This window comes from Puia sp. (assembly GCF_035546395.1).
GTDB lineage: Bacteria > Bacteroidota > Bacteroidia > Chitinophagales > Chitinophagaceae > Puia.
In genome coordinates this window covers 71,835-83,991 of record NZ_DASZXR010000018.1, presented here as the reverse complement: position 1 = coordinate 83,991, position 12,157 = coordinate 71,835, and the positions used below count along the sequence as shown (strand labels likewise).

At 54.5% G+C, this 12,157-nt stretch carries 11 protein-coding genes; 7 read left to right on the top strand and 4 right to left on the bottom strand.

Translation table 11 applies throughout. The annotated features are described in order from the left end of the window. Nucleotides 1-8 precede the first annotated feature (8 nt). Entirely contained in the window at nt 9-2,603 is a 2,595-nt protein-coding gene (locus tag VHE34_RS25845) for an ROK family protein (RefSeq protein WP_325593379.1), read from the bottom strand. Between the two features lie 30 nt (nt 2,604-2,633). After that, nucleotides 2,634-3,392, bottom strand: coding sequence for a GntR family transcriptional regulator (locus tag VHE34_RS25840; RefSeq protein WP_325593377.1), 759 nt, complete (start codon nt 3,390-3,392; stop codon nt 2,634-2,636). Between the two features lie 72 nt (nt 3,393-3,464). Between VHE34_RS25840 and VHE34_RS25835 the strand changes: the two genes are divergently transcribed. After that, on the top strand, nt 3,465-4,004 hold the full coding sequence (locus VHE34_RS25835) for a hypothetical protein (protein ID WP_325593375.1): 540 nt from the start codon (nt 3,465-3,467) through the stop codon (nt 4,002-4,004). Here VHE34_RS25835 and VHE34_RS25830 read toward each other — a convergent pair. Together VHE34_RS25830 and VHE34_RS25825 are read right to left on the bottom strand one after the other, a co-directional pair. Then, the gene (locus tag VHE34_RS25830; protein ID WP_325593373.1) at nt 4,001-5,365 is read right to left on the bottom strand and encodes a dipeptidase; all 1,365 of its coding nucleotides are present in this window, start codon (nt 5,363-5,365) and stop codon (nt 4,001-4,003) included. The two genes, VHE34_RS25835 and VHE34_RS25830, sit on opposite strands and share 4 nt — an antisense overlap. A 52-nt stretch (nt 5,366-5,417) precedes the next feature. Next, on the bottom strand, nt 5,418-6,248 hold the full coding sequence (locus VHE34_RS25825; RefSeq protein ID WP_325593371.1) for a hypothetical protein: 831 nt from the start codon (nt 6,246-6,248) through the stop codon (nt 5,418-5,420). A 266-nt stretch (nt 6,249-6,514) separates the two neighbouring features. On the opposite strand from VHE34_RS25825, the gene VHE34_RS25820 reads away from it, so the two are divergent. The 6 genes from VHE34_RS25820 (at nt 6,515) to VHE34_RS25795 (ending at nt 12,155) form a co-directional block, all read left to right on the top strand. Continuing rightward, nucleotides 6,515-7,513, top strand: a complete 999-nt coding sequence (locus tag VHE34_RS25820; protein ID WP_325593369.1) for an alpha/beta hydrolase — start codon at nt 6,515-6,517, stop codon at nt 7,511-7,513. Nucleotides 7,514-7,646: 133 nt separating this feature from the next. After that, nucleotides 7,647-8,534 carry a helix-turn-helix transcriptional regulator gene (locus VHE34_RS25815; RefSeq protein ID WP_325593367.1) on the top strand — a complete coding sequence of 296 codons (888 nt, stop codon included), beginning with the start codon at nt 7,647-7,649 and terminating at the stop codon, nt 8,532-8,534. Nucleotides 8,535-8,744: 210 nt separating this feature from the next. After that, nucleotides 8,745-9,437 (top strand): hypothetical protein, encoded by a 693-nt coding sequence (locus VHE34_RS25810; protein ID WP_325593365.1) that lies wholly within the window; start codon nt 8,745-8,747, stop codon nt 9,435-9,437. Continuing rightward, entirely contained in the window at nt 9,415-11,004 is a 1,590-nt protein-coding gene (locus VHE34_RS25805; protein ID WP_325593363.1) for a hypothetical protein, read from the top strand. Before VHE34_RS25810 ends, VHE34_RS25805 begins: the two co-directional genes overlap by 23 nt. A gap of 1 nt (nt 11,005) precedes the next feature. Further along, a complete protein-coding gene (locus VHE34_RS25800; protein WP_325593361.1) occupies nt 11,006-11,770 on the top strand; it encodes a hypothetical protein in 765 nt (254 codons plus the stop codon). Nucleotides 11,771-11,780: 10 nt separating this feature from the next. Next, nucleotides 11,781-12,155: a hypothetical protein gene (locus VHE34_RS25795; RefSeq protein ID WP_325593359.1), complete on the top strand. Its 375-nt coding sequence runs from the start codon at nt 11,781-11,783 to the stop codon at nt 12,153-12,155. Nucleotides 12,156-12,157: the final 2 nt, after the last annotated feature.

Genomic DNA, 12,157 nt, shown 5'->3' with positions numbered 1-12,157 from the left:
GTGTCGGTCTACTTTACAAAGGCTTTTATGATTTGGAGTGGTTGATGATCGTCGTTTATTACTTCATATTCTCCTGCGGCTGCGGGAATGACGAAGGTTTCGGCATAGTGAAGGACATAGGTGTTCCCTTGTGCGGTCCTGAGGGTCAGTTTTTTCCCTTCTACGAGCATCAGCAAATGGCAGCGGCCTTCGGTGCCTATACTTAGGGTGCCCTTCAGCGTGATGCGATGGATAGAGTAGAAATGTTCGGCGTGTGTGGGAAGGAGCTCGAGATCGTGTTGGGTATCGGACTTCAGAAGTTTGGGTTTGGAGACCAGTTCTCTTTTGACGGCTTCGCCTTTGCGGGTGAAGTCGAGATTATGAAAAGCGTGCTCTATATTGATGGGGCGCGGCATTCCGTCGAGGTCCAGCCGCATCCAGTCATACATCTTGAAGGTGAAGATATAGGGCGTCGCGCTGATCTCGAGGACGAGGTTGTTGATGCCCGATCCATGGATCGTTTGGTTAGGGATCAGGAAGAGATCGTGTTTATGGGCGGGCAGCAACTGGACGTATTCCTCGATATCGATCGCCTGGTTGGCCGCCTGGCTTTCTTCGAGGGCGTTTTTGAAGGCCGTTGGGTCGATATCCTCATGGAAGCCGAGGTAGACCCCGGCGCCCGGTTTGCAATCGAGAATGTAATACGTCTCGTCCTGCGTGATGTTCTCACCGAACTGTTTTTGGATATAGTTGAGTGACGGATGACATTGGATGGAGAGATTGCCGCCGCCGAAGGTGTCGAGGAAATCGAAGCGGATCGGGAACTCTTCCCTGAATCGGTCCGCGTCGATGCCGAGGACGGCCTTTGATTCGTATTGCATGAGCCAGTCGAAGGCTATTTCCAATAGGAGGCCGTCGCTTTCGAAGAGCAGGCCGTTCTCCGGGGCGATGAGCTCGAAGCTCCAGGCGTAGTTGATCTCTTCTTTTGGGAGGGCGGGGATATGCTGTTTCATCCATTGGCCGCCCCAGACGCCGGGTTCGAACCAGGGGCGGGCGCGGATGCCGTTATAGGCCATCGATTGGAGGCTCTGGCGGAGGGTTCTTGTGTGCGTCCAGTTGGGGGAGTCTTCGTGCTGGGCGTCTACGACGATGGCGGGTTCTATTTTACGGCGGTGGGCGTTGAGGAGGGGCCAGTCGACGAAGTAACTGCGTTTGTATTGCGCGGCGGTTGTTGCGGCAAGGTTGGTGGCGCTTCGCGCCCGCATGCGGTATTGGATCTCGTTTTTAGGGAGATCGAAGTAGATGATGGGGGCGGAATATTTGCTGAGGCCGGCGCCGGCGCCGGCAAGGATCGTGATGGTTTGGTTCGATTGCGGCTGCCATTCGCGGAACGCTTCAAGATAGAGGTCGGCGAGCTCAAGAGTTGTTTTTGTGCCCCAGACCGAGCCTTCGGCGCCGAGGAAGGGTTTGATCAGGGCATCGATGGCTTCTTCGGGTTTTTGCCAGGCGCGGGTCTCGTACCAGTGGACGTCGGCGCCCTGGCCGCGGAGGGCGGGGATGAGGCGCGCGCGGACCAGGTTCCAGTCTACCCCGGCATAGCCGTCGAGTCGCGCGCCTTTTTGTTGGATGATCCAGCGGGCGAGGGATTCGTAACCATCGAAGATGCGGTTGTTGCCGAGGGATTCGAAGGGGTAGATGTCATAGACATCGTTCTTTTGGGGCTCCACTCGTTTTGGCAGCTGGGGCTGGCGGGACTTTCGGGCGGGAGGGGTTGGAGTGGGTTGATTGTTCAGGCTTGCGGCGCCAGTAATGGCGCTGTGTTCGGTGTTATCTGCTACGATCACGGGGATATCGAGGCGCAGTTCTTTTTCGAAGAGGGGGTAAGCTTTGGAGATGCTGCCGCCGATGATCAATGCATCGGCTTCGAATTGTTTGATCCAGGGGGTGATCACCTGTTGGAGATTCTTTCCGAATTGGGTGAATGTGGCGGCGGCTTTTGGATCTTTTGCGGCGCGATCGGCGATCTCGCGGACATTGTCGGCGGGATAGGCGTTTAGCAGCCAACGCGCGGAGATATAGTCTTCGGCGATGCCTTGTTGGAAGGGGATGTTATAGAGATAGCCGTTTGGCGGAACGCCAGGGCCCTGTGCTAATAATTGTTGATCCTGGATGAAACAGGCGCCGAAGCCCGTGCCCAGGGTGATGGCGATAATCTTGCGGTGCTTGTGGTGGACCTGGCCGAGGCCAAAGCAGGCGGCGTCATTTTCAAAACATATTGTGTTCGGGCTTTTGATCCGCCCGTGGAGCGCTTCCCGGATATTGAGGCCGTAGAGACTTTCGTATTTGTTGAGGCCGCGGATCATCGAGACCCCATTGATATAGTCGAAGGGGCCGGGCATGGCGATGCCGATGGTGGAGACCGGTTGGCCTTTTGGTGCGAGTCCGATGACGGCGGTGATGAGACCCGCCCAGGTATCCAGCAAGGTGACGGCATCGGCATTGGGGTCAACGGGTAAGCGGCGGTAGGTTTCGGCCAACAGGGCATCGTTCTGCGTCAGTGCGGCCGAGATATGCGTGCCGCCGATGTCGACGCCACATGATATTTTGTTGGTATGTTTGAACATAGTTTGGTCAGGCAAAAAAATATAGGAGGGCTAGACGCTCCCCTTTTTAATATCGATACTATAGGTAAACTTATCGCTCCGGTAGTAGCCCAGGTTGTATTCCACAGGACGGTCGCCTATATCATAGACGAACCGTTCGCGGAACAGCACCGGAAAGTGCCCATCCACCTTCAACTTCCGGCCGAGGGACGCCGCGGCGCGCGCGCTGATGTTCTCGCTGCTGCGCTGGACCACGATGCCATACCGGTCTTCGAGCATGGGGTAGAGCGGGCGATCAAAATCGTCCTTTTCGGTGATGCCGATCCGCGGATGGAACCAGGATTCGAAATACACGATCGGCTCGCCCGACTCCTCGCCTTTCAGCTTCGACAGCTTCAACACCTTCTTGTCCGGGTCGAGATTAAAAAAGGTCCGGATCGTCTCGTTTACCGCCACCCATTCTACCTTGAGCTGCAAATTGGTGACCACGATGCCTTTCTCCTGCATCTCCTGGGTGAAGCTATACCAATGGTCCAGCCCCGTCATCAGCCCTTTCTTGTCGGCCACTCGCGTGCCAACTCCTTTCTTGCGGACGATCAATCCCTCGTTCTCGAGTTTGTTCGTCGCCTGGCGGATGGTGTTTCGCGATACCCCCAGGCGGTTGGCCAGCTCGACCTCTTTTGGGAGGAAGGCCCCTTTGCGGAACTTCTCCATGGCGATGAGGTTGCGAATATGTTCTTCCACCTGGACGTGGAGGGGTAGCTTACTTTTATGGTCAATCAATGGCTTCTTGTTAGAATGTTCAGACATATAAAGATTGTGTGAATAATTCAAACAGCAAAATTTTTCTTGCCTAATTTAGTCATCAAATGTAAACCTGCTATGAATTTCATTGCCTTACAGACCCGGTTTCTCTTTTTTTGTGTTTTGCTTCTCGCGATGGCGCCGGCTCGCGCTCAATCGGCGAAGGTGCTGACCGGCGAAGGGTTGAAGCGGTTGAGCGTCTTTATAGGCACCTGGAAGGCGGAGAGCGTTGTCGACGCCGGGCATCCGGACCCCGTCTCCGCGACCTATACCTGTCAATGGAGTCCTAACGGGCGGTACCTGGTGGCGGATCAGTTGGTGAACAACAAAGGCAAGGAGACGAACAATCTTTCTATCTACCATTATAACCCGGATAAGGGGGATTATACTCTTTCGCTCGTGGGGGTGCCGGGAATGCAACCCTTCAGCATCGGGGTGGTGGCGAGGGGCGACACGCTATTTTACAACAGCGAGTTTATGAATGGGGACAAGAAAGTGTACAACCGGACCCTGAACATCTTTCATTCGGCTAACGATTACGTTTACAAGATCCAGTTTTCGGATGATGGCGTGAATTGGCGGACGGATGGGGAGGGGAAGGCGAGGAAGATCCTCTAGCCTTCCGCAAAAAATTTATGAAAGTACGGGATCGTCTCGATGCCCTTGTAGAAATTCGCGAGATCGAACTTTTCGTTGGGGGAGTGAAGGTTATCACTGTCGAGGCCGAAACCCATGAAGACGATCTTTACCCCGAGATGCTGCTCGAACAGCGAGCAGATGGGAATGCTGCCGCCGCCGCGCACGGGGATGGGGACCTTGCCGAAGGTGGCTTCGATGGCCTTTGCCGCGGCCCGGTAAGCCTTGCTGTCGATCGGGGTCATATAGGGCTCGCCGCCGTGATGCTCTTCGGCCTTGACGGTCACGCCGGGGGGCGCTATCTGCCGGAAATAATTGAGCAGCTTTTCGGTGATGACGGTTGCCGATTGGTTGGGCACGAGGCGGGCGGAAATTTTTGCGAAGGCCTTGGACGGGAGAACGGTCTTGGCGCCCTCGCCGGTGTAGCCGCCCCAGATGCCGTTGAGCTCGAGGGTGGGCCGGATGCCGGTACGCTCATGGGTAGTATAGCCTTTCTCGCCCCACAACTCTTTTACGCCGAGATCCTTTTTGTATTCCACCTCGTCATAGGGCGCCTTGGCCATCAGCTGCCGCTCAGCGGGTGTGGCTTCGACCACATCGTCGTAAAAGCCGGGGATGGTGATGTGATTGTTCTCGTCGTGGCAGGAGGCGATCATTTTCGCCAGCATCGTGATGGGGTTGGCAACCGCACCACCGTAAACCCCACTGTGGAGATCCCGGTTGGGACCTGTGACCTCCACCTCGATATAGCTTAGCCCGCGCACCCCGATGTCGATCGACGGCGTGTCGAGGCTGAGCATGGCCGTGTCGCTGATCAAAATGACATCGGATTTAAGGAGATCTTTGTGCGTGCTGACGAATTTCGCCAGGTTGGGGCTGCCGATCTCTTCCTCTCCTTCGATGATGAATTTGATGTTGGTGGCCAGGGTATTTGTCTGGACCATCGTTTCGAAGGCCTTTACATGCATATAGAACTGCCCCTTGTCATCGGCGGAGCCACGGGCGAAGATCTTCCCATCCTTGATCACCGGCTCGAAGGGGCCGCTGTGCCAGAGCTCGAGGGGGTCGGCGGGCTGTACATCATAATGGCCATATACCAGGACGGTCGGCTTGCTTTTGTCCATCATCTTTTCCCCATATACGACGGGGTGCCCATCGGTGGGGTAGATCTCGGCTTTGTCGACGCCGGCATCCAGGAGACGTTGTTTTACGGCTTCGGCGCATTTGAGCATGTCGGCTTTGTGCTCGCTGCGGGCGCTGATGGAGGGGATGCGGAGGAGCTCGAGGAGTTCGCTTAAGAAGCGGGCCTTATTTTTTTCCTGGTATTCTTTCCATGTTGACATAGGGGGCAAATATAGGGATTTGCCTGAATAGGGAGTGGCGAGGCCGCTTTGCCTAATGCGACGCGGCGATCATCTCCAGCGCCAGCCGGACCAGGAATAGAGCCGGGCTGTCGTGGCGCGCTTCTTCTTCTTCGACGAAGGCGCGGATCTCGCCGCGGTTGCGGATGCGAATACAGAATCCAAGCAGGGTCGCGAGGATATCGGGCTCGAAGGGGAGAAGACCGATCTCATTCGTCCACTGAAAACGGTTGCTTTGGGCGAGCTGGAGCTGTTCGGCGGTCCGTTGCAGCAGCAGCCGAAGCGCGGCGGCCCAGGCGCGGTTGCCGTCCCCGGCGGCATTGCCCTTGTAATATACCTTGTCAATATCGCCGCGGATAAACGCGATGTACTCCTGTAACCGGACGGGTGGATTTCCCACCGATTGGGCGATCAGGGCGGGGGATGTAGCCGCGTGTTCGAGCATCCGGCCCAGCGCATTTTCGTCGCCGCAGTTGAAGAGGTAGTATTGACGGAGCAATTCGTAGAAGAATTCCTGGGGGCTGGCTTCCACCCGGCCGGCTTCCTGGCCGAAGAGCCATTCCCGGTTGAGCCCGCAAATGGCGAGCGGCTTCCAAAAGGAGTTGCCACGGCGGCGATAGACACCCGCGGCGATACCGAATAATGGAATGGACGCGCCAGGGTCGAGGAGGGACCGGTAAATGGCCGCGATGACATAGCAGCTGCCCATGTGCAGTTCCTTTTCGGTCTCCATAGCATCCTGTCCCTTCATCTCCTGCTCCTGCCGGAGGGCGATGCCCGAAGCCGCGGCATACCTTTCGTAGGCGTCGCCCAGCCGTTGCAGCGCCGCCCCCGAAAGACCCAGCAAAGAAGAAAGATCGCTCAAGGGTATACAATTTGGCGGATGTTGCAATAGATGTCCGGGGCCTCGTCAGGGGACAGATCATTTATGCCTTTGAGGACTTTTTGGAAAAACATAGGTAAAGGTAGGGTGGTCCGCCTTTGGCGGCCCGCGTGAAAAACACCCTATTTTGGCGCTACTTTTTCTTAATGCAGATTAAGGACACATCTTAAACTGGATTATTCGGGTTGTTTGGGTTGCTGCCTAGCTTTGTGGGATGATTTATCTTCTAACTATCTAATTTCATTTTTATGAGTACGCTCACAACCACAGCGCCGACGCAAGTAGCCGACTATCAGACCGACATGCATCTCGCCCCAGGGGTGCGGGAGTTTTTGAAGATCGTCAACGCTCCGGGCGGGAAACCCGTCGAAAGCCTGCCGAAACTGGCCGCCCGCCAGGTTCTTATCGATGCCCAAAAAGCTTTTGCCGTTGATTATTCGGGGATCAAGGAGGATGAAAGGGAGATCGAGGCGGATGGGTTCAAGATCAAACTGAACATCGTCCGGCCGGAGGGCGCCACCGGGGTCCTGCCCGTATTCATGTTTATCCATGGCGGGGGCTGGATCCTGGGCGACTATCCCACCCACCGGAGGCTGGTTCGCGACCTGGTCGTAGAGTCGGGGTTTGCGGCTGTTTTCGTCAACTACACCCCCTCCCCGGAAGCGCAATATCCGCAGGCGATCAATGAGATCTATGCGGCGACGAAATGGGTGGCCGAGAATGGCAAATCGATCAACGTCGATGGCGGCAAGCTGGCTGTTGTCGGGAACAGTGTCGGCGGGAATATGACGGGAGTAACGGGGCTGATGGCGAAGGAAAGGAAGGGGCCGACCATCAGCGGGCTCATCATGATGTGGCCGGTGGCCGATGCGACCTTCGGCCAGAAGTCGTATGTTCAATTTGGGGCCGACCGGTTCCTCACCACGCCGTTGATGAAATGGATGTGGGATCAGTATACCACCGACCTGGAGGCCAGGAAGGAGCCGCATGCGTCCCTATTGAATGCTTCGGTCGAACAATTAAAGGGGTTGCCGCCGACGTTGATTCAGGTGGCCGAGAACGATATCCTGCGGGACGAGGGGGAAGAATATGGTCGTCACCTGGAGGCGGCCGGGGTACCTGTTACCACGGTACGGTATAACGGGGCGATCCATGACTGGGGGATGTTGAATGGGCTGGCCAACGAGCCGGTCACCCGATCGCTGATCCGGCATGCGGCGTCCGAGCTGAAGCATTATCTTCGATAAATGGTCCGGCTGACCCGGCCTACGATTGGCTCCGCGGGGCCGATCGTAGTGCCGGCTCGGTTTGGTCGTCGTGGCCCCGGAGGGGGCGGCGGTGCTGCTGGTTACGCTGAAAAAGGCCTAATTTGCCAGGGTCATGGCAAAGGAAAAGATACCTGTTTATACTATCTCCAACCTGGCGGCCCCATCGCTTGATCCTTCTGACTTCATGATCGAAGACTTCGGGCCCTACCTGGGCAGACACTCCCCCCATCTTCACCACGCTCACCGCCACAATTTTTATCACCTGGTGTATTTTAGGGGCGGCAAAGGGAAGCATAGCATCGATTTCACCCAATTCCCCGTCGAGGCGGGGCAGGTGTATTTTATGACCCCGGGGCAGGTGCATAGTTGGAATTTCGAGGGGGTGCCAACGGGCTATGTGGTGAATTTTTCCGAGGGGTTTTTGAAGAGTTTTTTGCTGGACGCGAATTATCTCGATCGGTTCTCCTTCTTTTCGGGCAATGCGACGGACTCCGTGGTGCGGCTGACCGGGCCGGTGCAGGAGAAGGTGGCCGGGCTGCTGGGGGAGATGACGGAGGAGTACCGGGCTTCGGCGGCGGCCGATCTGTTTCGGGCGCAGCTGGTGCAACTGTTTTTATGGGTGCAGTCGGGGATCGCTTCCGGCAGGCCGGCGTTGCCTGCCGCAGCGACGCAGAAGCAGCAGGTGATGGGAAGCTTTCGCAAGCTGCTCGACCAGAATTATAAGACGATGCGGCTGCCCAGCGAATATGCCGCCCTGCTTTTTGTCACGCCCAATCATCTTAACGTGCTGAGCCGCCATCTGTTGGGCCGTAGTGCGGGCGAGGTCATCCGCGACCGCGTTTTGCTGGAGGCGAAGCGCCTGTTGACGAATGCGGGGATGACGGGGGCGCAGATAGCGGATGAGCTGAACTTCCAGGATAATAGTTATTTCAACCGGTTTTTTAAAAAGTATGAAGGAGTGACGCCGGAGGAGTTCCGGCGGAAGCATGCGGTGAAATAAAAATGGGTGTTTTTCCCGTTGACGGGACCGGCGTTTTTTCGGTTTTTGCAGAAAAAAACGCTTATGAGGCGGATACTGTCGGTCATGGCTCTTTGTTTAATCCATTTCGCAGGGTTGGCGAATTATGCTACCCGGACCTTAAATTACTGTGGGGTTAACTACAGTGTTACTGCATCCGAAACGGGGCATGGGGGAAACACTTCCTATCAATTGACTATCGTCCTAGGAGGAGGTCCCTATAAAACGCTTGTCGTCGGGAAAATGAAGGACCTGAAATCTCGCGAACCTTTCAAAGCCGCGCTTGGGAAAGCGTTGAAAGGAGATGTTTTTCCTCCCTGTAACGCATCTCCTGCGACGAATGACAAGAATCTTACCGACCTGATCGATGCACTGGTGATCGAGCGATTCCCCGAGTCGCATGTTGCAATTGTCGACACCGTTGCCATTAACGACAACAATATCCTGAAATTGGGAAAAGAGACGGGCAATGGCTATTACAATATCTCCAATTATCTGAATGTCGGGAACCCGGTCCCGTTGCTGGTGTATAGCATCCCCCAGTCCGAATATGAGTTTCAATGGGGAGCGATCGGTCCGGTCCAGATCATCCGGGATAATTTCGAAAAGCTGCTCCAGCTGTATTCCGAATTGCCCAGGGCGACCGTGGCGCCCACACTTTATCTTCAGCCGGTAGCGGCGGGATACCAGGTAGTATATTCTTATGACAGTTATACTGCAACTGTCCCTGCTCCTGCCGTGGTCCTGCGAAAAAACGTGGCTGAGCGGTTTCTTGGGGACGTGAATACGACGGTCACGCTGGGCGGCGTAGCAGGTATTTTGTTCGATATCAAATATCCCAAAACTGCAAAAAAAGCCAAAAATGACCCGGCATACAAGGAGTAAGCTGTTTTATCGTCTGGTTTTGGTCGTTTTCAGTTTGTGGGCAGTCACCGGCGTGTTGGCGCAACAGAGTAATGTTCCCGTGATCCATTTCGATCCACACTCGGGGGTAGCACAACAGGCGGCGCCATTCGACAGGAGCTTTTTTATCGTTCTGCCGGTGGATACTACGCTTGAGCTGGATGAACTGGACGCCATCGATATCTATAAAGTCAACCGGAGGGACACTTCGGATCAGACAAGATATACCCGGATCAAACACTATGCACAGATGCAGTTGGGAAATGCTTATTTTGTGGAAGACACGCCGAAAGTAGCGGGGATCAAATTCCTGAAATTCTACGTGGACCGTCAAATGCTTCCCAATACGCCGTTCGCGGTATTCCTCTTTGTGAAGCTGAGCAATGGCTATCTGGATAAGTTCAACCACATAAACCAGCAGATATATGATGGCGATCTGGCCGCCGCCCAGTCGGATTTCGACGAGGCTGACGCCGATGTTTCGGCCAAGCATTCCAACATTCCTATTGGCTGGCCCATTTCATTTAAGCAATACCTGCAAATATTCGAAAATTCGCTACGGCCCTTGTATGATCAACTGAACGCGAAGGATACGGTTGTCGAGAATAGACTGTACTCCATTGCGGAAACCATTCGCGGCACGGGGTTCAAAATGAGCGATCTTTTCGAGTGCAATTGCGAAAAGGATTTTGTCGCCAAAGAACTTTTCGCGGATTCCACCCAATTCCTGATCCCTCTGCAAACTCTGTTGAATGTCCATGATTTCATACCCGATGTTTCCGCGGGTCTGAATAATATCCAGGAATTCGAGCCTTTTGAACGGCTGGATATGAATGAAATACAAAAGCGAATCGAGAACTTCAAACGATTGAAAAAGTCCCTGGTTAATATCAGCTATTTCTTCCATCTCAGCTCCTTTGCCGACAGATTCAGCGATAGCGTGAAAAGAATTGTATACAACGCTGTCTATGATGTATTGCCTGTCATCGAAAAGCGAATAAAGACAATGAAGGATTCTTATTCCGCAGTCAGGAAGCGGTTAAATCAAATTCCGCAGGTTTTTTCCGCACAGCTGACCTATGGAGGTGTTTCGCCTACCGGGGAGGATCTTCAGACGGCTTCAGGTCACTATATCATTGCCGACTTCGGACTGGCCAATTCGTTCACCTTCGTCAACAATCGAGGCACCTATACCTTACTACCCTATCTCGGGGTGAACTTCAGCTTTGTCGCGATCGACAAGTCGCAGCCTTTGAATGCGATCCAAAATAAGCGGTTCCTGCATCATTTGTCCGCGGTGGTGGGACTGACGACTTCCGCCCTTACCCGCCAGGGCACTGCCGACCTTGTAAAAGGTCTTTCCGCGGTGGGGGGTATTGCCTATCGGTGTAGCCGGGCGTTCCGGGTTACGTTTGGCGGTCTTGTATATCGAAGGGACAATGCCAATCCTTTGCTGCCGCAACGGGTTACTGTCGGGCCGATGGTAGCTCTTTCTCTCGACCTGGACCTCGCCAAATGGTTCCAGGATGCTAAAGCCAAATTATTCTAATATGCGACGTCATTCGATATATACCTGCTTTGTCGTCTTTGTTCTTACACTGGGTGTGCTCTGGAGTTGCCAGAAGCACCTGAATGTAAAGGATGTCATTTCCATTCATGCAGCCAGCAACACACCCCTGGCGGACGGCAGCACACAGGACCTTATTTATGCCGACTTGCCGGTTGACGCGCTGGCCGCTTTCCGCGGCGTGACTTTCAAGGCCAGCTCAGGTCTTTTTGACAACGGGGCGGATACGATGTCTGTTTTTGCCAATCGGACGGACGTTACGGTCGGAAAGATCACTGCTGTCGTCACCTGGCATGCTTCGCTCCGGAGCGGGCTGGATACCCTTTCGGCGAGTACTTCGACGGTGCCACAGCAAACAGACTATCTGTATCTAACGCTTGCTCCTTCGACGGCTTCGACTATCCAACTGACCCCTTCGACCTATACGGTGACGAATGAATTTGGCGCGCAGGTAACGATTTCGGGGAGGCTTCGCAACAGCGATGGAGGGATGGTGTCGCAGGGAGTAAAAGTACAATTCTCGGATTTTGCCGATGGCACCAATAGCCCTGCGGGGGGGTCATTTATCTCGCCGGTGGTGACCATGGATACGGGTTCCATTGTGTCAACGGTCTATTTTCCACCGCAGCTAACCGATCCGACGACCGGCGCCTATATCGTCATAAAGGCAACCGTCCTCGATGCATCGGGCAATCCGACGGGTACTACCGTTAGTATCCGGATATTTGTATCACCCCGACAAAATTAGAAACAATCATATGTCTACTCCCAAAAAACAAGCGAAGAAAGCTGTAAAAAAAACTGCCAAAAAAGCGGCTAAGAAGAAAGGTGCTAAAAAGCTCAGCGCTACCGAAAAATTGCTTAGCAAGCATGCAAAAGTCCTGCTGAAAGCGGCAGGCAAAGCCACTCCCGCCGGAAAGCCGATGATGATCTCCTTAAAGCCGACGAAGCAAAAAGCCCATGTCCTTGCCTTTAATCATGCGCTTCAATCTATTGCCAAAACGAAAGGAATGGAGCTGGACGAGACTTCTTCCGTGTGCGATGGCGATCCCGAACAGACAGTCCTTTGCGCGGTGAATGGGGATCATATCCTCATGAAGAGAAGGGAGTGCTGTGCATTGATAGGCGGGTAAGT